This is a genomic window from Corynebacterium glaucum (genome assembly GCF_002287505.1).
Lineage (GTDB): Bacteria > Actinomycetota > Actinomycetes > Mycobacteriales > Mycobacteriaceae > Corynebacterium > Corynebacterium glaucum.
The window spans coordinates 419,354-442,497 of the sequence record NZ_CP019688.1; the positions used below are offsets into that span (position 1 = coordinate 419,354).

The 23,144-nt window shown below is 62.6% G+C and carries 24 protein-coding genes; 23 read left to right on the forward strand and 1 reads right to left on the reverse strand.

Going from position 1 to position 23,144, the window contains the following annotated elements:
• Positions 1 to 106: 106 nt before the first annotated feature.
• From eccCb to CGLAU_RS02180, 15 genes are all read left to right on the forward strand, one after another.
• Entirely contained in the window at positions 107 to 3,829 is a 3,723-nt protein-coding gene (gene eccCb / locus CGLAU_RS02110; protein ID WP_095659266.1) for a type VII secretion protein EccCb, read from the forward strand.
• Positions 3,826 to 4,842 carry a type VII secretion-associated protein gene (locus CGLAU_RS02115; protein WP_095659267.1) on the forward strand — a complete coding sequence of 339 codons (1,017 nt, stop codon included), beginning with the start codon at positions 3,826 to 3,828 and terminating at the stop codon, positions 4,840 to 4,842. Before eccCb ends, CGLAU_RS02115 begins: the two co-directional genes overlap by 4 nt.
• 108 nt (positions 4,843 to 4,950) lie before the next feature.
• A complete protein-coding gene (locus CGLAU_RS02120) occupies positions 4,951 to 5,268 on the forward strand; it encodes a WXG100 family type VII secretion target (protein ID WP_095659268.1) in 318 nt (105 codons plus the stop codon).
• 19 nt (positions 5,269 to 5,287) lie between these two features.
• On the forward strand, positions 5,288 to 5,572 hold the full coding sequence (locus CGLAU_RS02125) for a WXG100 family type VII secretion target (RefSeq protein WP_332461818.1): 285 nt from the start codon (positions 5,288 to 5,290) through the stop codon (positions 5,570 to 5,572).
• Positions 5,573 to 5,894: 322 nt separating this feature from the next.
• Complete coding sequence (gene rplM / locus CGLAU_RS02130; RefSeq protein ID WP_095659270.1) at positions 5,895 to 6,338, forward strand: 50S ribosomal protein L13; 444 nt, start codon at positions 5,895 to 5,897, stop codon at positions 6,336 to 6,338.
• The gene (gene rpsI / locus CGLAU_RS02135; RefSeq protein WP_095659271.1) at positions 6,338 to 6,925 is read left to right on the forward strand and encodes a 30S ribosomal protein S9; all 588 of its coding nucleotides are present in this window, start codon (positions 6,338 to 6,340) and stop codon (positions 6,923 to 6,925) included. Before rplM ends, rpsI begins: the two co-directional genes overlap by 1 nt.
• A gap of 386 nt (positions 6,926 to 7,311) precedes the next feature.
• On the forward strand, positions 7,312 to 8,463 hold the full coding sequence (locus tag CGLAU_RS02140) for an ABC transporter ATP-binding protein (RefSeq protein WP_095659272.1): 1,152 nt from the start codon (positions 7,312 to 7,314) through the stop codon (positions 8,461 to 8,463).
• A 24-nt stretch (positions 8,464 to 8,487) separates the two neighbouring features.
• The gene (locus CGLAU_RS02145; RefSeq protein ID WP_095659273.1) at positions 8,488 to 9,804 is read left to right on the forward strand and encodes an ABC transporter substrate-binding protein; all 1,317 of its coding nucleotides are present in this window, start codon (positions 8,488 to 8,490) and stop codon (positions 9,802 to 9,804) included.
• The gene (locus CGLAU_RS02150) at positions 9,805 to 10,701 is read left to right on the forward strand and encodes a carbohydrate ABC transporter permease (RefSeq protein ID WP_095659274.1); all 897 of its coding nucleotides are present in this window, start codon (positions 9,805 to 9,807) and stop codon (positions 10,699 to 10,701) included. It abuts the gene before it with no gap.
• The gene (locus CGLAU_RS02155; protein ID WP_095659275.1) at positions 10,698 to 11,540 is read left to right on the forward strand and encodes a carbohydrate ABC transporter permease; all 843 of its coding nucleotides are present in this window, start codon (positions 10,698 to 10,700) and stop codon (positions 11,538 to 11,540) included. The genes CGLAU_RS02150 and CGLAU_RS02155 overlap by 4 nt, the downstream gene beginning before the upstream one ends.
• Before the next feature lie 4 nt (positions 11,541 to 11,544).
• Positions 11,545 to 12,468, forward strand: a complete 924-nt coding sequence (locus CGLAU_RS02160) for a nucleoside hydrolase (protein WP_095659276.1) — start codon at positions 11,545 to 11,547, stop codon at positions 12,466 to 12,468.
• 168 nt (positions 12,469 to 12,636) lie between these two features.
• Positions 12,637 to 13,980, forward strand: coding sequence for a phosphoglucosamine mutase (gene glmM, locus CGLAU_RS02165; protein ID WP_095659277.1), 1,344 nt, complete (start codon positions 12,637 to 12,639; stop codon positions 13,978 to 13,980).
• Positions 13,981 to 14,110: 130 nt separating this feature from the next.
• On the forward strand, positions 14,111 to 14,425 hold the full coding sequence (locus tag CGLAU_RS02170; RefSeq protein WP_095659278.1) for a hypothetical protein: 315 nt from the start codon (positions 14,111 to 14,113) through the stop codon (positions 14,423 to 14,425).
• The gene (locus tag CGLAU_RS02175; protein WP_095659279.1) at positions 14,422 to 16,188 is read left to right on the forward strand and encodes a hypothetical protein; all 1,767 of its coding nucleotides are present in this window, start codon (positions 14,422 to 14,424) and stop codon (positions 16,186 to 16,188) included. Before CGLAU_RS02170 ends, CGLAU_RS02175 begins: the two co-directional genes overlap by 4 nt.
• Positions 16,188 to 16,451 (forward strand): hypothetical protein, encoded by a 264-nt coding sequence (locus CGLAU_RS02180; protein WP_095659280.1) that lies wholly within the window; start codon positions 16,188 to 16,190, stop codon positions 16,449 to 16,451. Before CGLAU_RS02175 ends, CGLAU_RS02180 begins: the two co-directional genes overlap by 1 nt.
• Before the next feature lie 19 nt (positions 16,452 to 16,470).
• Here CGLAU_RS02180 and CGLAU_RS02185 read toward each other — a convergent pair whose 3' ends face one another.
• On the reverse strand, positions 16,471 to 17,325 hold the full coding sequence (locus CGLAU_RS02185; RefSeq protein WP_095660978.1) for a poly(ethylene terephthalate) hydrolase family protein: 855 nt from the start codon (positions 17,323 to 17,325) through the stop codon (positions 16,471 to 16,473).
• 81 nt (positions 17,326 to 17,406) lie between these two features.
• On the opposite strand from CGLAU_RS02185, the gene CGLAU_RS02190 reads away from it, so the two are divergent.
• The 8 genes from CGLAU_RS02190 (at position 17,407) to CGLAU_RS02225 (ending at position 23,034) form a co-directional block, all read left to right on the forward strand.
• A complete protein-coding gene (locus CGLAU_RS02190; RefSeq protein ID WP_095659281.1) occupies positions 17,407 to 18,066 on the forward strand; it encodes a hypothetical protein in 660 nt (219 codons plus the stop codon).
• 25 nt (positions 18,067 to 18,091) lie between these two features.
• Positions 18,092 to 19,189, forward strand: a complete 1,098-nt coding sequence (gene alr, locus CGLAU_RS02195; RefSeq protein ID WP_095659282.1) for an alanine racemase — start codon at positions 18,092 to 18,094, stop codon at positions 19,187 to 19,189.
• Positions 19,186 to 19,740 carry a tRNA (adenosine(37)-N6)-threonylcarbamoyltransferase complex ATPase subunit type 1 TsaE gene (gene tsaE, locus CGLAU_RS02200; protein WP_095659283.1) on the forward strand — a complete coding sequence of 185 codons (555 nt, stop codon included), beginning with the start codon at positions 19,186 to 19,188 and terminating at the stop codon, positions 19,738 to 19,740. Before alr ends, tsaE begins: the two co-directional genes overlap by 4 nt.
• 10 nt (positions 19,741 to 19,750) lie before the next feature.
• Positions 19,751 to 20,251, forward strand: a complete 501-nt coding sequence (locus CGLAU_RS02205) for a hypothetical protein (RefSeq protein ID WP_095659284.1) — start codon at positions 19,751 to 19,753, stop codon at positions 20,249 to 20,251.
• Positions 20,252 to 20,254: 3 nt separating this feature from the next.
• Positions 20,255 to 20,929 carry a tRNA (adenosine(37)-N6)-threonylcarbamoyltransferase complex dimerization subunit type 1 TsaB gene (tsaB, locus tag CGLAU_RS02210; protein WP_095659285.1) on the forward strand — a complete coding sequence of 225 codons (675 nt, stop codon included), beginning with the start codon at positions 20,255 to 20,257 and terminating at the stop codon, positions 20,927 to 20,929.
• Complete coding sequence (locus tag CGLAU_RS02215) at positions 20,919 to 21,446, forward strand: GNAT family N-acetyltransferase (RefSeq protein ID WP_095659286.1); 528 nt, start codon at positions 20,919 to 20,921, stop codon at positions 21,444 to 21,446. Before tsaB ends, CGLAU_RS02215 begins: the two co-directional genes overlap by 11 nt.
• Entirely contained in the window at positions 21,443 to 22,486 is a 1,044-nt protein-coding gene (gene tsaD / locus CGLAU_RS02220) for a tRNA (adenosine(37)-N6)-threonylcarbamoyltransferase complex transferase subunit TsaD (protein WP_095659287.1), read from the forward strand. The genes CGLAU_RS02215 and tsaD overlap by 4 nt, the downstream gene beginning before the upstream one ends.
• Before the next feature lie 98 nt (positions 22,487 to 22,584).
• Complete coding sequence (locus CGLAU_RS02225; protein WP_095659288.1) at positions 22,585 to 23,034, forward strand: hypothetical protein; 450 nt, start codon at positions 22,585 to 22,587, stop codon at positions 23,032 to 23,034.
• Positions 23,035 to 23,144: the final 110 nt, after the last annotated feature.

The following is a 23,144-nucleotide window of genomic DNA, read 5'->3' on the forward strand; positions in this document are numbered from 1 at the left end:
AGAAGTTCCGCCATCGCTTACACTTCGAAGCAACGTCCGCAGAGAGGGGGACTGGTTCGGGGGAGCCGGCATCTGCATCGGACATCAACAGGGGGATTCATCACCCATGCTTGGTCTTGACCACAATCCGGTGATCGCGCCGGTTGCGACCCATCCCGCGCCCGCGGAGCTCGCGCCACCGCTACCGGCAGGCAGCCTCCACGCTGAACCGGTGCCCGCCGCGCAAAAGGATCAGCCGGTGCCGATCATCCGCGTGCTCATCCCCGTGGTCATGCTCGTGGCCATCGGCGCGGTGATGGCGCTGATGGCGCTATCTGGCCGGGGTATGAGCCCAATGATGCTGGTCTTTCCGCTCATGATGGTCATCGGCATGGTCGGTTTGTTCACACCCCAGGAGCGCCAGGGCGACATCGATGAGACGCGCCGGGTCTACCTGCGCCACCTCGGCGCGCTTGCTGTCCGCGCCCGGAAGAACGCGGAAAAGCAGCGCGCGCACTTCGCCTACCTGCATCCCGCGCCGGGCGAGCTTGCCGCGGCGGTGCCCACCGAACGCGTGTGGGAACGCGGCGCGCACGACCCGCAGGCACTCCAGGTGCGCATCGGCACCGGGGCAACGGCGCTGCACACGCCGGTCGAGGTGGACGATCCAGGTTCGCCCGAGGATCTCGATCCGGTTTGCGCGGTGAGCCTGCGCCGCACCGTCGCAGCGGTCAATGCGGTTCACGGAATGCCGATTGTCGTGCAGCTTGCTGCCTTTCCGGCCGTGACTCTCGCAGGTCCACGCGCAGCGGAACTTGCCCGGTCCATCATCTGTCAGCTTGCGTTCTTCCACGGCCCGGAGCTCGTCGGCATTGATGAGCATCGCGCGGGCTTCGGCTGGGCCAAGTGGTTGCCGCACGCTCGCTCGCCCGAGCGGGCACAGTTTCGTCTTTCGCTTATCGACGCCTCGTTGCAGCCGTCATCCACAATCGCCACCGCCATCGCCGTCGAGGACAGTGATTGCGTAATCACGATCCACCCGGACCCGGAGTACTACGTCGACGACTTCGCACTTCACTTGGTCTGCGACGAAACCATCACCGCACACACCGGCAGCGGCGTCGAACATCTTGGCGCGCCCGATGCCTTCCCGGAATCTGAAGCAGAGTTCGTGGCCAGACACCTTGCGTTCTACCGGCGTCCGGAAGACGCGGGTGAAGACGGTAGCGGTGATGCTTTAGCGCTCCTCGGTCTTGACCGGCTTTCAGAGGAAACGGACCCTGCGATGATTACCGCGGCCGACGTCACCGCCATGTGGCCCGGGCGCGAAGGCACCAAATCGCGCCTGACGGTGCCAATCGGTGCCACGCCCACCGGCCAGGCCGTCTATCTGGACTTCAAAGAGGCTGCGCACGGAGGCGCAGGCCCGCACGGGCTGTGCATCGGCGCGACGGGTTCCGGCAAGTCCGAGCTTCTGCGCACGTTGGTGGTGGCGCTGGCCGCCACCCACTCGCCGGATGAGCTCAATTTGGTGCTCGTGGATTTCAAAGGCGGTGCAACCTTCCTCGGCTGTGAGGCGCTGCCGCACACCTCAGCCGTGATCACCAACCTCGAAGACGAGGCTGTGCTGGTGGAGCGCATGTACGACGCGCTGTCCGGCGAAATGCACCGCCGTCAGGAGCTGCTGCGCAAACGCGGCAACTTCGCCAACATCACCGACTACACCGCCGCGCGCATGGGCGGCGCCACCGATCCCGACGGTGCGCCCCTCGACCCGCTGCCGGCACTCATGGTCATTGTCGACGAATTCTCCGAACTGCTCTCCCAGCACCCGCACTTCGCCGATTTGTTCGTGGCTATCGGCCGACTCGGACGCTCGCTTGGAGTGCACTTACTGCTCGCCTCCCAGCGCCTCGAGGAAGGCAAACTGCGTGGGCTGGATTCGCACCTGTCCTACCGCATCGGTTTGAAAACCTTTTCCGCCGCCGAATCCCGCCAAGTGCTCGGCGTGCCCGATGCCTACGAGCTGCCCGGCGAGCCTGGATCCGGCTATCTCAAAGCGGCGTCGCCCGAGCTGATCCGTTTCCGCGCGGCGTACGTCTCCGGGCCGCTCACCCGCAAGGTCACCGCGCAGCATGACGCGGTTCACCTTCCCGTGCGCGAGTTCGTGAGCTGGGACGACGAGCACGCCTTACTCGCGGAACAGCTTGCCGCCGCCCCGGCAGAAACCATTCAGACGGACCCGTCGACAACTGTGCTCGATGCAGTCGTGGCCCGGACGAAAGCGCTGGCGGCGCACGCAGGCATGCACGCGCACAAGGTCTGGCTCGAGCCGCTGCCGGACACGCTCGCGCTGCACGCGATCCGCCGCGGTGAGCCCGACCTAGGTTTCTTGCACGTACCGGTTGGCCTCGTCGACGAGCCGTACTTGCAGCGCCAAGACACCCTCATCGTGGACCTCACGTCCGCCGGCGGCCACCTCGCGATCGCTGGTGCACCGCAAACCGGCAAATCAGAAGCGCTGCGAACGCTCGTCGCATCGCTTGCCCTCACACACACCACCGACCAAATCGCGGTCTACGCCATCGACGCCGGGAGTGGCTCGCTTACCGAGCTCGAAGTTCTCCCGCACGTCGCAGGCGTGGCAACCCGCACCGACGAGGAGCGCGTCCGCCGCATCGTCGACGAGGTCCTCGGGGTCGTCGACGACGTCGCCGTCTCCCAGCACACCCCGCAGCGCCACACGCTTTTGCTTATCGACGGCTGGCACGCGCTGCTGGCCACCGACTCCAAGCTCGAGGACCTGCGCGATGCGTTGACCCGCATCGCCTCCGAAGGCCCTGCTGCGGGCGTGCATTTGGTGCTGACCACGCAGCGGTGGAGTGCGGTTCGCGTCGCGGTGCGTGACTTGATTGGCACCCGTATCGAGCTCGCGCTCACCGAGCCGATGGATTCACTCATCGACCGCAAAGCGCAGCTCGCCCTCCCACAGCGCCCCGGAATCGGCCTCACACCCGAGGCCAAAGTCATGCTGATCGCCCGCACCAGCCTCGAAGACCTCGCCCACATCGCGCGCGTCACCGCCGAACAACCCCGGGTCCCACAGCTCAAGGTGCTGCCTACCCATGTGCATGTGCGCACGCTTATCGACGGCTTCGCTACCGCCGCACCAAGCATCCCAATCGGCGTCGGCGGACCACGTCTTGAGCCGCTCTACTGCGTCTCTGGGCATGCCCTCGCTATTGGCTCAACAGGCGCGGGTAAGTCGACGTTCATTGCCAGTGCGATCACCGCAATCGCGGCGATGCCTCGAGAACACGCGCGCATGGTCATCCTCGACCCTCGGCGCGCCCATCTGGGGCGGGCGCCGGAAGACATGGTGGCGGCGTACGGGGCGTCGGCAAGCACGATCAGCGACGCGGTGCGTGCGCTGACTGTGACCCTGAACTCGAGGTTGCCTGACGCTGACGTTTCGCCGCAGCAGCTCGCGGACCGCTCCTGGTGGGAAGGCCCCGAGCTCTACCTGGTGATCGACGACCTGGACCTGGTCGGCGATGCGGTGCTGCGCGACGTGGTTGAACTGCTGCCGCACGCGCGCGACATCGGTCTTCATGTGGTCTGTGCCCGCAAGTTCGGCGGGGTTTCGCGCGCGTTGTTCGGTGGGTTCCTCGGTGGGCTCAAGGACCTGCACCCGGACGTGATGATCATGGACGGCAACCGTGACGAAGGCGCGCTCTTTGACGTGCGACCCGGCCCACTCGCGCCAGGGCGAGCAACGTTAGTACAGGGCGGCGGCGCAATCGGGACGGTGCAGCTCGTCGCGCCGTTTAGTGAGGGGGAGCAGCTATGACGCAGACGCATGCATTTCCAGCGACGCAGGCCAGCGAGGCCGCGCTGCGCATCACTGTCACTGAGACTTCAACGGTGTTCACTGGGGTCGCGAACTTGCACCGGATGGATGCGCCTTCCGCGCGCGAGATCGCCAATTATGTGCGCAATGTCTTCGGCCCGGAACCTGCGGGCGCGCACGTGCACGTTGCCGCTTCTCCGGCTCGGCTAGCGGAGCTTGAGGCGGCGCTGGCGGGGTACGAGATCAGGTTGACTACGGAAGCGCTGCCCGGCGACGCGGATACAAATGCCTTCGGCCTCTACGACTCCGGTGAACTTGATGCCCTCGTCCGCGGGGTAGATGCGGAGAGCGGTCGCCGACCGGAATGGGTGGTGCTTGCGGTGGCTGCCGCGGTGGCGGTCGTATGCGCGGTGGTGATTGGGGTGACCGCAGCAAACCTGGTCGGCCGCTCGGCGCCCGTTGGTGAACACAACGCTGCTGATCAGAACGACGCTGGCATGACTCCCACCGATAGCGAGGACGCGCCGGGGTCCGCCGCGGCGGTGACGGAGGCGTCGACAAGCGAACAAGCTGCGGACACTGTGGTGCTGGAGCGAGACGGGGTGCGGGTGGAACTGCCTGCGGGCTTCGAGCTGGAAGAGGTCGACGGGATGTGGCGGGCAACGGGCCCCGACCCGGACTTCCGGCTGTTGATTAGTGTCGACGAGCTGTACAACCTGCCTGCCGAAACGATGGCGGAGCAGCTGCTTCGCGATGTGGAAGCTGACCCCGAGACCGAGCTTGTGGATACCGACGGGCACTCGCTGACGTACCGGGAGCTGCCCGCCGACGGATCTGAAGTGCTGTGGAAGACCTGGCCGCACGACAACTATCAGGTGTTCGTCGCGTGCCACACGCGCAGCGCACCGACGACAGTGCAGCAAGCCACTTGCCGGATGGCGTTTGAATCCGCTGTGTTCGAACCGTCCGATCCCTTCGAACCGGAGGAAGAGGTGGGCGCCATGAGCGGATGAAAAAGTTTTGCATCCGGGGGAACCGAACCGCACTTTTGGCAGTCCAATACATGAACAGTTCAACGCAATCCGGCTGTTCTACCTGACACCTTCGAGGGGGAAGCAACCATGAGCCAATTCGCAACTGAAGCCGAGGTCATGCGTGCCACTGCGGGGCACGTCGACGCGGTCAACGCTGAAGTCAACCAAGAGATCGACCGGATCCAAGATGTCGCGCAGTCCGTGCGCGGGTCCTGGGAAGGTCGTGCGCAACGCAGCTTTGACGAGCTGATGGTGCGTTACGACGATGCGCAGCGCCGCCTTACCGAGGCTCTGACCTCCATCGCCGTGAACATCCGCGACAACGCCAAGCACTACGAGCACACCGACGTGACCACCACTGAGGGCCTCGACCGCATCTCCGCCGGCTCCGGCCTGGCGCTCTAATACGAAAAGGACAGATATCATGCAGATCAAATACGACTTCGCGCAGATCTCCGGCACCGCCTCCGACATCCGCGGTTCCGTGGCACGCATCAACGGCCAGCTCGATGACCTGAAAAGCTCTATCAAGCCGATGACCGACTCCTGGGAAGGCGAGGCAGCGGCGAGCTACCGCGCACACCAGGCGAAGTGGGACAACGCCGCCAGCGACCTGAACGCGATCCTCAACCAGATCGCCGACACCGTAGAAGAAGGCAACAACCAAATGATGGCGGTGAACACCGCTGCCGCCAACAGCTGGGGCTAATTTATAGCCTCAGCGCCGCGGGGGCTCGGCCGGTTTGGGGGAACCGTCCGGAGACTTACGGGGGAACTGGGGGACAGGGGGGCTCGGGGGATCACCGGGGGAAGCGCACCCGCGCGCCGCTTGCATGTTGCAGGCGCGTGGGTGCGTTTTTGCGCCAAAGGCGCGGTTTGGATGGGGCAGCGGTGGTGGCGTAAGGTGAAACACCTGTGTGTCGTGCCAATTTGGCGCGCCTCCCGCCGGGTCTCCACCGGCCGCCGGCGGGTTTAGCGGGCACACCTGCTTTGGCCGGCAGCCTTCTAGACAGACTTTGAAGGAGTCATGCATGTCTACTTACCACCCGAAGAGCGGTGACATTACCCGTAAGTGGTACGTCATCGACGCAACCGACGTGGTGCTGGGCAAGCTTGCTTCCACCGTAGCTGACCTGCTGCGTGGCAAGCACAAGCCGCAGTTCGCACCGAACGTTGACACCGGCGATCACGTGATCGTGATCAACGCCGACAAGATCCACATCTCGTCCAACAAGCGTGATCGCGAAATGCGCTACCGCCACTCCGGCTACCCGGGTGGTCTGAAGTCCATGACCCTGGGTCGTGCACTCGACGAGCGCCCGGATCGCGTGATCGAGGAAGCTATCAAGGGCATGATGCCGCACAACAAGCTTTCCCGTCAGTCCATCAAGAAGCTGCACGTTTTCGTTGGCGACGAGCACCCGTACGCCGAGCACAACCCGGAGACCTACGAGTTTAAGCAGGTGGCACAGTAATGACCGAGCCGAACAACTACGCAGACGACGCTGTGAACGCCGCAAGCGCCGTGGACGCAGCGGACAACTTTGCCGCTGAGGACCTTGACCTCGACGCCGCTACCGCTGCGACCGAGGAGTTCAACTACACCATCGGCGATGCAATTGCTCCGGAGGTCGACGAGACCGAGGGTGAGTTCGCTGAGCCGGTGCAGCTGCACGAGGGCCCGATCCAGACCGTTGGGCGCCGTAAGCGCGCCATCGCTCGTGTCACCGTGACCGAGGGCGAGGGCAAGATCACCGTCAACGGCCGCGAGTTCGAGGACTACTTCCCGAACAAGCTGCACCAGCAGGACATCCTGCAGCCGCTGACCCTGCTCGAGCGTGAGGGCCAGTTCGACATCAAGGCCAACATCTCCGGTGGCGGCCCGACCGGCCAGTCCGGTGCACTGCGCCTGGCAATTGCCCGTGCGCTGAACATCTACAACCCGGCTGAGCGCCCGACCCTGAAGAAGGCCGGCCTGCTCACCCGTGACGCTCGTGCCGTGGAGCGCAAGAAGGCTGGTCTGCACAAGGCCCGTCGCGCACCGCAGTACTCCAAGCGTTAATTCGCGCTGGCGCGCAACCGCAGAAGGCCGCCGCCTCCGACGTTTCTTTGTCGGGGCGGCGGTTTTTTCGTCGTTAAGCGAAAACTCTCCGGAGTGCTGCAGGTGACATCGATAAAACCACCCGTGAAGCTTCGGTTGATCATTTCCGGATGGGCCACATGTGTGCAGTTTCGCTGGCCGTTAGTTCAGGCCATTTGTGCAGATGCGGTCGAGCTCAAGGAGTGAATCGAAGACGGGGGAGATAGACCCGATCCCCAATTTATATTTTGATCACATCGTTTACTAAGTGTTATCTCAGGGTTTACTGTGCTTTCACTCTAGGTAAATAGGCTTCTCGCTGGTGGCTTTGGTCTCCACAATCGGCTTTCACCAACGAGGTTCTACAAGTGGCTAGTGTAAGTTTCGAAGACGCAACGCGCGTTTACAAAGCGGGCACTCCTCCTGCCGTTGATCACCTAAATCTTGAGATCCAAGACGGGGAGTTTCTCGTTTTGGTCGGCCCGTCAGGCTGTGGAAAATCTACTGCTTTGCGGATGTTAGCTGGGTTGGAACCGGTCGATGGTGGTGCCATCCTCATTGATGGGGAAGACGTCACCGAGGTGGATCCGCAAAACCGCGATATTGCAATGGTTTTTCAGAACTATGCGCTGTACCCGCATATGACGGTTGCGCAGAACATGTCGTTCGCTCTGAAAATCGCCAAGGTACCCAAGTTAGAGCGCATGGAGATGGTCCGAGATGCGGCGCGGCTTCTGGACCTAGAGCAATTCCTTGACCGAAAACCAGGCCAACTTTCGGGCGGCCAACGCCAGCGCGTTGCCATGGGCAGGGCAATCGTCCGCTCGCCAAAAGTCTTTCTGATGGATGAGCCACTTTCGAACCTCGATGCGAAATTACGTGTTCAAACGCGAACCCAAATTTCTGAGCTGACGGAGAAGCTCGGCGTAACAACCGTGTACGTCACCCACGATCAGGTAGAAGCCATGACGATGGGGGACCGAGTCTGTGTCCTCAAGGACGGCAAGATCCAGCAGGTTGGGACGCCGATCGAAATCTATGATTCTCCCGCGAATCTCTTTGTAGCGGGATTTATCGGCTCCCCAGCGATCAACTTCGTGGCAGCCGAATATGTCGACGGTGATCTTCGGGTTGACGATGCTGTGTTTACACGAGTCGAACTAACCAAGGCGCCGGAGGGCTCAAAAGTTGTTCTCGGTATCCGTCCAGAGCATGTCCACATCGTGGATGGGTCGCAATCCGCGAATTCGCTCCCTCTGGTCGTGGATGTCACAGAACTGCTGGGCTCGGATACGTTCATTTACGGTCGCATGAATGGCGGCCAGACGCGATCCAAATTTGCGGTCCGGACGGACACCCGAGAGCTCCCAGCACTGGGAGACACCTTGCAGGTCGCGTTTGACCCGGCGAAACTGCATGTCTTCGATGCATCGACTGGGTTGCGCCTTAACGGCCACATTCCCGACGAAACCCCGCACTCAGCCCTCGCGGCGGCAGAGATACTTCAAATTAACCAGTAGATAGCTCACAAGGAGAGCAACTCAATGATCAATTTTCGACGCTCAGTAAAATCCATACTGACAACCATCGCCAGCGTCTCTGTTCTTGCCTTGGCTGCTTGCTCCCCAACAGGTGGTGAAGATGCTGGTAGCCCCGGCGAAACAGGTGATGGCTTGTCGGGCTCAATCACTTTTACGGCCACGTTTCCAGAGGAAGCCGTTCAGCCAGCGATTGATGCATTCAACAAGGAATACCCAGATGCGGAGGTTCGCTATGAAGCGCTTCCGTTCAAAGATCTCAACGACGTTATCCAGACGCGAATCGGATCCGGAGATTCCACGCCTGACGTATATGGCGCAGATCAGCCGCGCATCGCAAATCTTGTGAACAGCGGTCTGTTGACGGATATCTCTGAGGAATTTCCAGATGCGGACGAGATTTTCGATCCGGTAACCGTGGAAGTCTCCACAGTTGATGGCAAGCTGTACGCCGCTCCAGTTAACACCTCGTCGATCGTTCTGTACTACAACAAGGAGTTGCTAGACAACGCTGGCATTGAGCATCCCGGCAAGTCCCACGAGGATCGCATGACCTGGGAGGAACTTCGCGACAGTGCTGAAGCGGTTCAGAAAGCCGGTGCCAAATGGGGCTTCCAGTTCTTCCGCATCAGCCAGATCTTCCAGATGCAAGCGCTCCCCGAGTCGCTAGGTGGTGGCAATGGTATGAATACCGAAGTTGAGCCTCACAAGCCAGAAGTAACCAATGACGCCTGGGTCGAATCCATGCAGTTCATGCAGGACCTGCACGAGGACGGTATTTCCCCGCGTGGTGTCACTCCAGAGCAAACTCCCGAAATGTTTGCCGCTGGTGAAATCGCGTATTTCTTGGCAACAACAGCCCACCATGACACTTGGGCCAATGATCTGGACTTTGAATACGGCATCGCACCGCACCCATACTTCGAAGGTGGAGAGGTCATGACTCCTACTGGCGCATGGTCTCTCGGCTTGAATCCGAATTCTGAAAACGCTGAGCTGGCGAAGGCGTTCATCCGTTTTGTAACCGCAACTCCAGAAGGCAGCGGGGCATGGGCAGAAGGCGTCGGCAACATCCCAGCAAATCTTGCTACCCGCGCGGACTACTTCGAAGACCCGTTGTACGCCGACGATCCTAGCTACTCTATCGCCGACCTCCTGAACTACGAGCTGCACAACACTGCCAAGAACCGCGCCCGGACACCGTCTTTCATCGAATTTGAGACTGTGATGGGTACTACGTTCGAAGATATCCGTAACGGTGCGCCGGTCAAGGAGGCGTTGGAGAACGCAGAATCCTCGATGGGCGGAGCTCGAGGTCGCTAGATGGCAACCTCGCCGCAAGCTACTTCCCAAGGGGAGGAAGTACAGCCCACGAGACTGCGCGGGCCCGTGCTCACGTTTTGGCTCTTTCTATCTCCTGCGATCATCCTGCTGGTGGTCACGAGACTCTGGCCCGTTCTCGAAGCGATCACGATCAGCTTGAGCGATCCGGTTTCTGGATCACCATTTGGGGCTTACTCAGCGTTGCTCACTTCTGATTCATTTCGGAACTCGCTCAAAGTTACCTTGTGGTTCAACCTGATTATTAACCCGCTTCAGCTCCTCTTGTCGCTGGCATTGGCCGTTCTGATGTGTCAGAATCTGCCGGCTCAAGGGATCATGCGTTTGATGATCTTTCTACCGGCGGCGATTCCGCAGTCGGTGTCGACCGTGGTGTGGGGCATCATGATGCGCCCGGACGATGGCTTGCTGAACTCGATCCTTGGTCCTTTCGGAATTTCGAATAAGCCGTTCTTAATCTCGCCCGAACTCGCGCTTTATTCGATTATGGTTATCGCTTCCTGGGTGGGTGTCGGCTACTGGATGATGTTCCTAATAGCGGGAATCAATGATATTCCAGCGTCGGTAATTGAAGCCTCGAAGCTCGACGGCGCCGGGTGGTGGCAACGCTTGTTCAACATCATCCTCCCGATGATGACACGATCTTTGGCGTTCGTTCTGGTTGCTACCACGGTTGCAAACTTCTTGCTCTTCGTTCCTGTACAAGTGCTTACTCAAGGTGGTCCAGCAGGATCGACGGATCTTCTCATGCATCAAATTTATCGCCAGGCGTACACGTATTCTGATATGCCGTTCGCGATGGCTGAGGTAGTTGTTCTTACAGCTATCACCCTCATCATTGTCATTATCCAGTTCCGATTCCTGAGGCCTCGAGCATGATCGCCCAACAGTCAAGGTTCATCAAGGTTCTACTAACCGCCATAGCGATTCTGGTGACGCTGACTTTCTTAGTCCCTACGGTGTGGATGATCGCTTCGTCTCTACGTCCGCAGTCAGAAACATTCGCGAACGCTTCCGACATCAGTATCTGGACGTTTGTGCCTGAAACTTGGACGTTCCAGCATTACGTCAATGCGTTGACTGGTGAATTTGCTCGAGCCTTGTTGAACTCGCTATTCATTGCCGTAGTCAGTGTCGTGCTCGGTTTGGGGGTGGCAGCACTTGCTGCGTTCGCGATCTCTGCAATGCAGGTGCGTGGATCGGGGGTCGTGTTCGCGATTATTGTGATCAGCTTCTTGGTTCCTTTCGAAGCTATCGCCGTCCCTCTTTCGGCTAGCTTCCGGGAAATAGGTTTACACAACACCTACGTGGGCTTGATTCTTCCGGGCCTTGGGCACGGGCTGGCAATCTTTTATTTACGCCAGTTCTTTGACAGCTTGCCAAAGGAGCTGACCGAGGCTGCCCGAATGGATGGAGCACACTGGTGGACAATTTTGACCCAGGTTTACCTACCCCTATCGAAGTCATCCCTAGTTGGTGCGGGGATTATTTTGTTCATGTTTCAGTGGCAGGCGTACTTGTGGCCACTTCTGGTCGCGTCGCGCAGCGACATGCTGGTTGGGTCGATCGCTGTCGCGCGCATGTTCGGCGAGTATTCGACGGACTATGGCACGATCTTTGCTGGGTCCGTACTGCTGGCTCTGGTTCCTGCAGCCCTTCTTTTCTTCTTCCAAAGACAATTCACACAGTCGCTAGCAACCTCCGGCATGAAGGAGTAAACGTGTGTTAGATCCGCGAGGACTGTTCCACGATGCGGGCCCGCTTCCGATATTGATTGACACCGATTTCGCTACCAATGTGGATGACTTGTTGGCGGTTCTCTTCGCCGTGGGTTCGGAGAAGCTGGAGCTAGCGGCGGTGACTACAGTTCACGGGTTGCCGGACGTGCGTGCTCGCGCGGCGCGCCGTGTGTTGGACTTTGTGGGGGCGTTCTCAGTCCCGGTAGGTGCTGGGCGGGCACCGGTTCAGGGTGAGCTGTTCGTTTCGGGCTATGAAAGCACGTACGCCCTACCAGGGACTGACCCAGATCACTTTCCGTCTGCATCCGAGGTATTTCGTGAAGTCTCAGGACAGCATGGTGACAATCTAGTGGTAGTCGCCATCGGCCCTTTGACCAATGTCGCTAGCTGGCTCTCTGAACCCCTTGAGCATCGTCCAAGGTGCGTCGTGGCGATGGCGGGTTGCTTCCGAAAAGGCGGAACGGACCGGAACGTACAGTCGGATGCGGTGGCCGCTCGAAGATTGGTTGAGGCCGGCATTCCTGTCATATTCGTAGGTATCGAGATCTGCCGGCAGGTCACCTATGACACGAATGATCTCTATGAGATTCAGAAGGGCGGCAATGGAAGCGAACTTTGTGAGCTGCTAGAGGTTCAGTCAAAGAACTGGTGGAACTTTAAAGGGGCAGGTTTTTCGAACCCGTGTGACCCGTTAACTCTTCTGGCGTTTACCTCCCCAAGCCTCTTCGAGTTCCAGCGGACTGATGTATCGTTCGTCGTGGGCGGGGAGCTGAATGGTCAAACGGTGTGGAGTGACCACGATTCAGGGCAGTTTCTCCGCGCTACAGCCGTTGATTCGGAGCGAGCGCGCTGTGCGATTGTCTCCACGATTAACCGTGTTGTGCGCACCACGGGGCCACACTCGTAAAGGCGCTGCTGCGCAACCGCAGAAGGCCGCCGCCTCCGACGTTTCTTTGTCGGGGCGGCGGTTTTTTCGTCGTTAAGCGAAAAGCTCTTTAGGGTGCCGCGGACGGGTGACCACGAGGAAGGTACCACCAACGAGAAGGCATAGCTTTCGTGGTGCATAATCGTTCGCATGACGCGACTTTTTGGAACCGACGGTGTCCGTGGCCTAGCCAACGAGACACTCACCGCCCCTCTAGCTATGAAGCTCGGGGCCGCAGCTGCCACTGTGCTGACCCGTGAGCGGAGCTCCGGCGGGCGCCGACCAACGGCCCTGATCGGCCGCGACCCGCGTGTCTCCGGTGAGATGCTCGCCGCCGCGATGGCTGCGGGTATGGCATCGAAGGGCGTCGACGTGCTGCGCGTCGGCGTCATCCCCACACCGGGCTTGGCATTTCTTACCGACGACTACGGTGCGGACATCGGAGTCATGATCTCCGCATCCCACAACCCGATGCCGGATAACGGCATCAAGTTCTTCTCCGCGGGCGGCAAGAAGCTGCCGGACGATGTGGAAGACCAGATCGAGGCGGCAATGAAGGAGCTCGCCGAGACCGGCCCGACGGGCACCGGCATCGGGCGCGTGATCGAGGAGGCTCCCGACGCGCGCGAGCGCTACCTCGCGCACCTCAAAGAAGCCGTGCAGACTGACCTCGCGGGCATCAAGGTGGTTGTGGACTGTGCGAACGGCGCCGCCTTCGAGGTCGCCCCGAAGGCGTACGCGGCGGCTGGTGCTGACGTCACCGCGATCTTCAACACCCCGGACGCCTACAACATCAACGACGGCTCTGGCTCCACGCACATCGAGCAGATTCAGGCCGCAGTGGTTGAACACGGCGCGGACATTGGACTCGCGCACGACGGCGATGCTGACCGCTGCCTTGCAGTAGATGCGAAGGGCAACGTGGTCGACGGTGACCAGATCATGGCGATCCTGGCGACCGGCATGCAGGAGCGCAACTCGCTGCAGGACAACACCCTGGTGGCCACGGTGATGAGCAACCTGGGTCTGAAGATCGCGATGCGCGAGCACGGCATCGAGCTGAAAGAGACGGCAGTGGGAGACCGCTACGTCCTCGAGGAGCTCGGCCGCGGCGAATACTCGCTGGGCGGCGAGCAGTCCGGCCACCTCGTCGTGCCGGCGTACGCCACCACCGGTGACGGCACGCTCACCGGCCTGCTGCTCATGGCGCGCATGGCCGAGACCGGCAAGAGCCTGGAAGAACTCGCCAGCGTCATGCAGGTCCTTCCGCAGGTGCTGATCAACGTGCCGGTGTCGGACAAGGCCAAGATCATGGACTCCCCGAAGGTGCAGGAAGCGATTCAGATCGCTGAGGCTGAGCTGGGGGATTCCGGCCGCGTGCTGCTGCGCCCCTCCGGCACGGAGGAGCTCTTCCGCGTCATGGTGGAAGCTGCGGACGAGGAGCAGGCCCGCAAGGTCGCCGGCCAGCTCGCGGCCGTGGTTGCCGCGGTGTAAGTTCTCCAGCGGGAGAAAACTCGCCCGTCGGGGGAACCGGCGGGCGTTGGGGGGAGTCTGAATAGGGGTAAGACTCATTCAGATTCGGGTCGCGCTAGCTGTGCGATCCGCACGTTCTTGGGGGTAGGACATGGATCCAATTGTTGGGCCCGACCTCGACATATCCGCGATGCGCGCGCACTTCACCGCCGCAATCTCGGCGCACGAGGAGGGCCGCAGCAACTTGCAGCGCAACCAGGTTCCGCTGAGCACCGCTGATTTCGGGGAAGGGTTTGCATCGCACGGCCGGGAGGTCATCGAGTCGCTCGAATCGCTGCGCCGCACCACACACCAATTCTTGCTCGCCAGGGAGCAGAGCTGGGGGAGCATTCTTTCGCTTATCGACGACATCGAGGAACGCGACACCACAGCTTCCGACGAACTTCGCGGGGTGACGGGGCGATGAGCACCATGCATGGCGACGGCTCGTCCGCGACAAAAGAACTGCAGAAGTGCATCGCTGCGGTGGATGCTGCTCCGGGGGTTTCCGCTGAGGTGCGATCGCGCGTGCGTACGCGCGTCGATGAGGTGCTGGCGCAACTTGGTCGCTCGGCTGGCAGGGATTTGGACGCACTCGTCGCTGCCTCACACACCCTTGGCGCGAAAGGCTGCGGGCTTGGGCCTGCAAGCGCTGCTACCGCCGCGAGCACCTTGGTTACTGGCGCTAGCGAGGGCTGGGCTGAGGCGGTAGGTGTGTTGGCGAAGGAGCGCAGCGATGAGGAGCGCCAGTGCGAGTTTTTCCGCAGCGTCGACCAACTTGGCCGCGACATCCGCGACTGCTGCTGCGCGGTAGAGACCGTGCAAAACACCACTGACAGCGGCGTTTCACTCGTCCTTGCAGTGCCCCGCAAGATGGTGCAAGCAGCCACCATGACGAGGATGCAGGCGCTCATCCCTGATTCGGTTGAGCTGCTTTTGACCGGACTTGGTTTCGCCCTGCAAATGGTTCGCGACGGCAACCGCACCATCGAGGAATGCCTGACCAGACTGACCACCCAAATCGGCCAAGTGGCGGAAGCCCGCCCTGCCGAGCCCGCGGACTACCGCACGCCTGAACCCGCGAAGTCAGCGCAATGCGATCCGCCGGCAGGGACCGCCCCGGCTGCGCAGCCAGCGCCAGCGCCAGCCCCGGCTCCACCGGCCCCACCGGCTCCACCGGCCCCACCGGTTTCACCGGTTCCACCGTCGGCGCCGGAACAGCCGGGTGTGACAGCGCCCGAGACAAAGCCCGCCGCGGCGACGGTTGTCGACGCTCCGAGTTCGGCACCGGCTGCAACTCCGGCCCCGGCACCGGCCTCTGTGGCCACCACTCCTGCGCAGGTTGTACCGGCTCAACCCCTTCCGCAGACCGCGCCACCGGCGCAGACTGAACCATTCAGCCGACTGTGCCGGTGCGTGCCGGCAGACTGTCCTCCGGTTCCGCAACCTTCCACCACGCCTCAGCAGAGCTTCCAACCTCCGACACTGCAAGAAGCACCGGCAACCCCGGCGAACCCGGTGAACCCGGCCGCCCAGCCGACGCTGCCGGCTTCCACTGCGGTGGTGGACGCTCCGGTTCAGCCCAGTGCCCAAGCATCTGAGCGGGTGACCGTCGAGTTCGATTTTGACATCGATGGCACGGTGAACGTCTCGCTGAACGACATCCCGTGCGAGACCGCCGCCGCGTTCACACCTCCAGCTCCGGAGCACGATCAGGTCAACCGGATGCTCGGCACCTTCGCGGAGATGGGCGCGGCGGCCGTCCTCGGCGGTTTGGAGTGCTTCAGCACTGCCCTGCAGGAGGCCGTTGAGTGTCCCGGCGTTGACTGCGGTGCGCACGCTCCGGAACCTGCGCACCCGCCGGAACCTGCGCCCGCAACGGTTCCTGCGCCCCCGCCGGTAGCGGAACCCGTGGCTGCACCCGAGGAACCGGCTCCGGCTCCCGCACCGGAGCCCACGCCAGACAAAGGCGTAATCCCTCCGCCGCCCGAGCTTGCCCAGGTGGAGGAGCCGGCGCCTCCACCAAAGAAGCAGTTGCCAGTTGACCCGCCAACCGTTGCTCAGGCCGCGCCTGATTCTTCGGCACCGGCCGCGGAGCAACCCGCAATCCCCGATACCAACCCTTCGACCGACAACCCGACCCCGCCCGAGCAAGCCCCGTGGGCTGTGAAAAAGACAGGTGACTGGTAATGGACTTCATCGAGTTCGCCGAGATGTACCAGCGGCGCACCGCCAAGCGGATGCAAGATTTCGAGGCCGTGCTCAAAGATGCGCAGCGGAAGATGGAATTTACCGCTCAACAGCAGGCTGCTGCGCGGGAACTCTATCCGCGCCGCGAGCCCCAGCCAATCGCCCGCGGGGACTATTCCATTCCCCGCAAGCGTGTGAAATCAAACGGGCAAGTCCGTTCGGTGCTGCGTCGTGAGGGGCCGGGCGCTTCCGTCGATAAGTAAAGCCCTGAGAGCGAACCGCTTAGAAAAGCGAGAACGCGGTGTTGTTGCGGGCGAGGCCAGCGGCTTTCGCCAGATTGTCGCCGACCAGCGACTGCACGTTCTTGCCCGCTGCCTCGGGGTCGGAGAATGCGGCGTACTTTTTCTCCTCCGCAAGCTGGTGCAGCAGGTAGCCGGTGAGCAGCGCGCGGGTCGTGGCCTGGTTCTTCTTGTCCGAGGAACCCAGACCCGTCAGGCGCCAGCCGAGTCCGTCTTCGGAGAAGCCTTTCTGCTCGCCCTTCTTCACTGCGCGGTAGACCACCTCGCCAGCCCAGTTGTAGGCCAGCTTCGCTGGGTTGCCGGGGTTGAACAAGGAATCCGAGTCTTCGCCCGGGCCGACCACCATCGCCGGAAGCACGATGTGGCGCGCGGCCTCGACTGCAGAAGGTGCGACATTCGCCGGGTAGAGCGCGGCGACGGCCTTGGCCTTCGGGTTGTCCACCGCCGCGAGTACTGCAGCGCCGCCGCCCATGCCGTGGCCGGCCACGCCCAACTTCTTCGGGGAGACGGTGATGTTGCCGTTACCGATGCGTACACCGGCGAGAATTTGCATCGACGTCTCGAGGTCTGCGGCGAAGCCCCGGTGGTCCGGGGTGAGATCCGTCTCCGTGTTCGGGGCGGCAACAACAAATCCCCAGCTGGCCAGGTGGCGCAGGGTCTCCTCGTACGCACCAATTTCACGACGCCAGTCGTGGCCAAATGCCACACCAGGAAGATCTCGACCCTCGGCCGGTGCGTACACCTTGCCCGGCAGACCGGTGTAGCCGAGGTCGCCCTCCATCACCCGGTGGGGGCCGCGCTTGGACAGCTCAGAAAGTTGTTTCAATTTCGCAGACACGCGCACCACTCTACTTGAATCTTTCTCCCAGGCTGGTGATGTGAAACGGTTTCGGCGAGGCCATGGTCTAGTGTGACTGGGGTGCTAGGCGCCCTCTCGCTCGCGTTCATCGACTCGATCAACCTGCTGCTCATTGCGGTGATCGTGGCCGTCGGCATTCTCGCGCCGCGCGCTGGCGGCCGCTTTGGCAAGATCACCGGTCTGCTCATCGCGGGCGACTGGCTCGGCGTCGCCGGCTTGGCGCTCATCATGCTGCTGATCTTTGACAGCCTCGGCGAAGCGGTCCAGCGCATTGTCAACGGCCCGATCTTTGGCATCGTCCTCATCGCCACCGGCGTTCTCACGGGGCTGCTCGCGCTGCGCGGCGGTGATAACTCTGCGCTGGTCAACCGTATTCTCGCACCGCTGCGCAGCCCGAACCCGCTCACTGTGCTCACCGGGTTCATCCTCGGCCTCGTGCAATCTGCGACCTCCGCGCCGTTCTACGGCGGGTTAATGCTGCTTTCCGCCGCGGGTGTCGATCCGGCGACGCGCTACGCCACCATCCCGCTTTACGCCACCGTCGCGCTGTCCTTGCCCACTCTCACTGCGCTGCTGGTCGCATGGGTACGAGCCAAGCCCGAGTCCGCAGCGGGTCGCGCGTTCGACTGGGCCCGCGCAAACCCGCAGACCGTGTCGCTCGCGGCCACGTGGGCGGTGTCCTTCCTGCTCATCGTGCTCGGTGTGGTGCACCTGCTCTAGCGCGCGCATGGCACACTTAACGCGTATGAGCCCGCTCGTTGCACGCATCGATCTCAGCGCCATCGCCCACAACACCGCCCTTCTGAAGAAGCAGGCCAGCGCGGCGCGGCTCGTTTGCGTGGTCAAAGCCGATGCATACAACCACGGCATCGGGCGGTGCGTGCCAGTCATGGAGGCTAACGGCGCCGATGCGTTCGGCGTCGCCACTCTCGCCGAGGCCCGCGCGGTCCAGGCACTCACCAGCAAACCGGTCATTGCATGGTTGTGGTCACCGCAGGAAGCAATCCCGGAGGGCATCGAGCTCGCCGTCGCCACAAAAGAGCACTTAGCTTCGCTTATCGACGCCCCGTTCAACGCCACGGCGTACCTCAAAGTGGACACTGGTATGCACCGCGCCGGATTCACCGAGTCAGAGTGGGATGACGTCTTCGCCCAAGCTGCCGCCGCGGAACGCGATGGGCACGTGCGTGTCGCTGGCCTGATGAGCCACCTTGCGGACGCCGACAACCCGGACGGCGACTACACCTCTTTACAGGCAGCGCGCTTCCGCGACGCCATCGCGCGCGCCCGCGCCGCCGGGTTAAACCCTGTGTGCAACCACCTTGCGAATTCCCCGGCGACGTGGACTCGGCCCGACCTCGTGTTCGAGCAGGTCCGCCCCGGTGTGAGTCTGTACGGCATGGAGCCGATCCCGGGGGAGGACCGCGGGTTGCGCCCGGCGATGACGTGGGCAGCGACCATCCTCGCGGTGAAACCGCTCGCCGCGGGAGAACCGGTAAGTTACGGACTCACCTGGCGCGCGCCGAGCGATGGATACACGGCCCTGGTACCCGCCGGTTACGCCGACGGCATCGCCCGCTCGTGGCAAGGCGCGATGCAGGTGACCATCGGCGGGCACCGCTACCCAGTGGTGGGACGGGTGTGCATGGATCAAATTATCGTGTGGTTGGGCGAGAACGAGCACAGCGTGCGCGCCGGCGACGAGGCGGTCCTCTTCGGTGAAGGGGGAATGTCTGCCGCCGAGTTCGCCGATTCCGTCGGCACCATCAACTACGAAGTCATCTGCGCGCCGAAGGGCCGCACCCGCCGCGAGTACCTCGAACCCGAACAGGAGCGACCGTGAAACCCCAGTTCCCACACAGCGGTAGCCGCATCTGCACCACCGCGGCCGACACCCGCGAGCTCGGCCGCGAGCTGGGCGCAACGCTTGAAGCAGGAGACGTAGTCATTCTCGATGGCCCATTGGGCGCGGGAAAAACCACCTTCACTCAAGGCGTCGCGGAAGGGCTTGAAGTGAAGGGCCGGGTCACAAGCCCCACGTTTGTCATCGCACGAGAACACCGCTCCACCTGCGGCGGTCCGAACCTCATTCACATCGACGCCTACCGCCTGCTTGGCGAGGGCTCGTCTGGTGACGCCCTCGGCGAACTCGATGCCCTCGACCTCGACACGGATCTTGACTCGGCAGTGGTCGTCGCCGAGTGGGGCGGCGGTCTAGTTGAGCAAATCGCGGAGCGCTACCTCCTTGTCCAATTCGACCGTGACGCGCTGCTTGACACCTCGCCCGACACCGAGCCCGACACCGAGCCGGACACCGACCCGGACGCGGAAGCCCGCGTGATTACCTGGCGAACCGCCGACACCACCCACAGCTTCACCGGTGACGGGTTGTAGGCTGGCACCCATGCTGAAGCTTTCGAATTCCCAGCGCAATTGGGTCATTCTCGCCATCGTGCTGTGGCTGGTGTTGCTTGCTGGTCTCATCTTCATCCCGAAGGAACGCCCGGTGCAGGCGCAAGGCCCGGTAGTTGCACCGACAAACTCCCTGTCCACCACCCTCGCGAACACGCCGCAGACCGGCGGCGCAGTGTCTGGGCAGATCCTCGACCCGTCGGTGATCTACGACGCCAACACCTACGGCGGCTTCACCACGCTGTGCCCGAACGAGCCGCAGGAAATCAAGGACCTCAAGCTCGAGCAGCTGGAGCTTGACGGCGTTGACCTCGACGGCGCCTACGGCTACGTGGTGTTGATCCCGTACGAGGAGGGCACCGACCTGATGCTCGACCAGGTGGCCCTGAACGATGTCGATGTCTGCCTGCAGCCGCTGAACGCGACGCTGCCGCTGAACTCCCCGATCCTGGCTTCCTACGGCGAGGACAAGTGGCACGTCGCCTTCCAGTAGACCATGCTCGTCCTCGCGATTGACACGGCCACCGCGCAGCTTGTCGTCGGTCTCGTCGACACTGGTACCGACACCGACACCGACACCGACACCGTCCTCGCCGAGTCCGTAGAGACCACGCGCGCGCACAACGAACGTCTCGTGCCCACCGTCGACGCGGTGCTCGCTGAGGCTGGCAGGACCTACGGCGACCTCGACGCCATCGTCGTCGGGTGCGGCCCCGGCCCGTTCACGGGGCTGCGCGTGGGCATGGCCTCAGCTTCGGCGTTCGGTCAGGCGCTTGGCATCCCGGTCCACGGGGTGGTCACCCACGATGCGAGCAGCACGCTTATCGACGCCCCCTCCACGCTCATCGCCACCGACGCTCGCCGCCGGGAGGTCTACTGGGCCCATTACGTCGACGGCGAGCGCGTCGCGGGTCCCGAAGTCTGCGCCCCGAGCGCGATTCCGGTCGAGGAGGTCGACGTGCTCAGTGTGCCCGAACACCTCGCGGACCAGCTCACCGTGCGTGCGCGCGAAGTCACCTACGCCGCCCCGCGCCCGGAGGGGTTGGTTCGCGCTGCCGACCTCAACTCGGCGTCCGCGCCGCTGGTGCCGCATTACCTGCGCCGCCCTGACGCTGTGGAGCCAGCGCCGAAACCGAAGTCCCCGGCCCTTCCGGACGTCCATGAAATTTAGGGAGCTTTCGCTTAACGACGCCACGTGCGCCGCAGAAATCGAAGCGGAATTGTTCGCGGGGGACAACCCTTGGTCGCGCGACGTCTACCTCGCGGAGATCGCCCAGCCGTACACCTTCTACGTCGGCGCCTTCGACGACGGCGGCAACGGTAACGGCAACGGCGACGGCGACAGCGATGGCGGGGAGCTGCTGATCGGCTTCGCCGGGCTCGCCATGCTCGGCCCGCGCGATGATCCGGAGTTCGAGGTGCACACGATAGGCGTCGACCGCGCCTACCAGGGCCGCGGCATCGGCCGTGCACTCATGGACCAGCTTGTCCACACCGCCGACCTGCTCGACGGGCCGATGTTTCTCGAAGTGCGCACAGACAACACACCTGCAATCGCGCTGTATGAGAGCTACGGTTTTTACGTGCTGGCCACGCGAAAGCAGTACTATCAGCCCTCCGGTGCGGACGCTTACTCCATGATGCGGCCCCGCAAATCGGAGCAGGGCGTGGAAAGGAGCAACACATGATTGTGCTCGGCATTGAATCCTCGTGCGACGAGACCGGGGTCGGCATCGTGCAACTGCACGATGACGGGCAGATGGAGATTCTCGCCGACGTGGTCGCCTCCTCCATGGAGCAGCACGCGCGCTTCGGCGGCGTGGTTCCGGAGATCGCGTCGCGTGCACACCTTGAGGCGATGCCGCAGGTCATGGAGGCTGCGCTCAAGGACGCCGGAATTGAAAAACCGGATGCTGTCGCCGCGACGGTGGGGCCGGGTCTTGCCGGCGCGCTGCTTGTCGGTGCCTCGGCGGCGAAGGCGTACGCGGCCGCGTGGGGTGTGCCGTTTTACGGCGTGAACCACCTTGGCGGCCACGTTGCGGTGGCCAACCTCGACGGGGAGGCGGAACTCCCGCACTCCATCGCTCTCTTGGTCTCCGGCGGGCACACGCAGCTGTTGGAGGTTGACGCGGTGGGTAAACCCATGCGCGAGTTGGGGTCCACGCTCGACGATGCCGCCGGTGAAGCCTACGACAAAGTGTCGCGGCTATTAGGCCTGGGATATCCGGGCGGCCCGATCGTCGATAAGCTTGCTGCTTCTGGTGAGGCTTCGATTGCTTTTCCGCGAGCCTTGACCCGAGCCGAAGACCTGCGCGGCGAGCACCGCTACGATTTTTCTTTCTCTGGGTTGAAGACAGCGGTGGCGCGCCACGTTGAGGCCGCTGAGCGCGAGGGGCGGGTGATCTCGATTGAGGACACGTGCGCGTCGTTCCAAGAAGCGGTGTGCGATGTGCTCACGATGAAAGCCGTGATGGCCTGCGAAGACACGGGCGCGCGCACCTTGTTGCTCGGCGGTGGTGTGGCGGCGAATGCACGGCTCCGGGAGCTGGCGGGCGAGCGGTGCGCGGCGAAGGGGATCGAGCTGCGAGTGCCGCGGTTCGGTCTGTGCACGGATAACGGGGTGATGGTCGCGGCGCTGGGCGCCCAGCTGATTCACGAGGGGGCGCAGCCGTCTGGACTCGGAGTGGGGACCGACACTTCGCTCGAGATCGAAGTGCCGTTGGTGTAGCTGCCTTCACCCGGCGTGTTCAGGCGTTTCGCACTAGTGTTGTCAATTGCTTGGATAAGCGATGAAGCGCTTGACGCGACATGAAAGGACCTCACAGAATGGACGCTCGCAACGATCGCGAACGCTTCGGGTTCATGGTGAACCCGGATCTGACCTACCGCCGCCTGATCTTCGACCTCGACCATGCCAACCAGTTTCTTGGCCCTGTCGTCCGGGAGAACGTGCGCGTTGCGTTCGTCGGCCAAGACGACATCTTCGAGGCGCTGTTTAGCCCGCAGGCGCGCGAGAACCGCGCGCAACCGAACCCGGTTGCGTCGATGGCACGCAACACCGCTGCGACTGAAAACCCGAACTTCCTCCAAGACCCGGGTAGCGCGATTTCCGGCCCGGTGATCTTCCTGGGTCGAGATGGCCACAGCATCGACGACGAAATTGTGGAGCAGGTCAAGCAGGCCATCCGCGCAGTGCGCAACCACCGCGAGGACAACGAGGAGGAATTCCGCCTCTGGGAGAACGCGGTGCTGAATATGGGCACGCCGCAGGAGTAGTTTGGCGCAGTAGCACGCGTTGTTGTCGGTTAGCACTCGCGTAGGTAGAGTGCTAAACGGGTTGTCTCGAGCACAGTTGTTCACCCGCGACGACGGCTGCGCGACATGGG